The sequence below is a fragment of the Streptomyces sp. SID12501 genome (assembly GCF_010550245.1).
Taxonomy (GTDB): domain Bacteria; phylum Actinomycetota; class Actinomycetes; order Streptomycetales; family Streptomycetaceae; genus Streptomyces.
Genome location: NZ_JAAGLU010000341.1, coordinates 1 through 558, shown reverse-complemented (window position 1 = coordinate 558; position 558 = coordinate 1). Strand labels below are relative to the sequence as shown.

General features: G+C 69.2%; 1 protein-coding gene. It reads left to right on the top strand.

The window, feature by feature from the left end; all coding sequences use genetic code 11:
* On the top strand, window positions 1-558 hold a 558-nt coding region (locus tag G3I71_RS46115; RefSeq protein ID WP_164324906.1), incomplete at both ends, for an ABC transporter substrate-binding protein.

Sequence of the window (558 nt, the reverse complement as noted above, 5' to 3'; positions counted from 1 at the left end):
GCTGGTGGGCGTACGCGAAGGCCTGATCCAGCGGGAACTGGGCGGGACGGCCCTGAAGACCGTCACCTTCAACGCGGGTCCGGCCGAGATCGAGGCCCTCAACGCCGGCGCCGTCGACATCGGGTTCATCGGGCCCTCGCCCGCCGTCAACGGCTATGTGAAGTCCAAGGGATCCAACCTGCGGATCATCTCCGGCTCGGCGTCCGGCGGCGTCAAACTCGTCGTGAACCCGGAGAGGGTCAAAACCCTCGACGACCTCAAGGGCCGCCGCATCGCCACCCCCCAACTCGGCAACACCCAGGACGTCGCCCTGCTGAACTGGATCTCCGCACGCGGCTGGAAGGTCGACGCGGCCAGTGGCCGGGGAGACGTCTCCGTCGTCCGTACGGACAACACGATCACCCCGGACGCCTACCGGTCCGGCGCCGTCGACGGCGCCTGGGTACCGGAGCCGACCGCCTCCAAGCTGGTCGCCGAAGGCGGCAGGGTCCTCCTCGACGAGCGGGACCTGTGGCCCGGCGGCCGGTTCGTGATCACGAACGTGATCGTGTCGCAGAC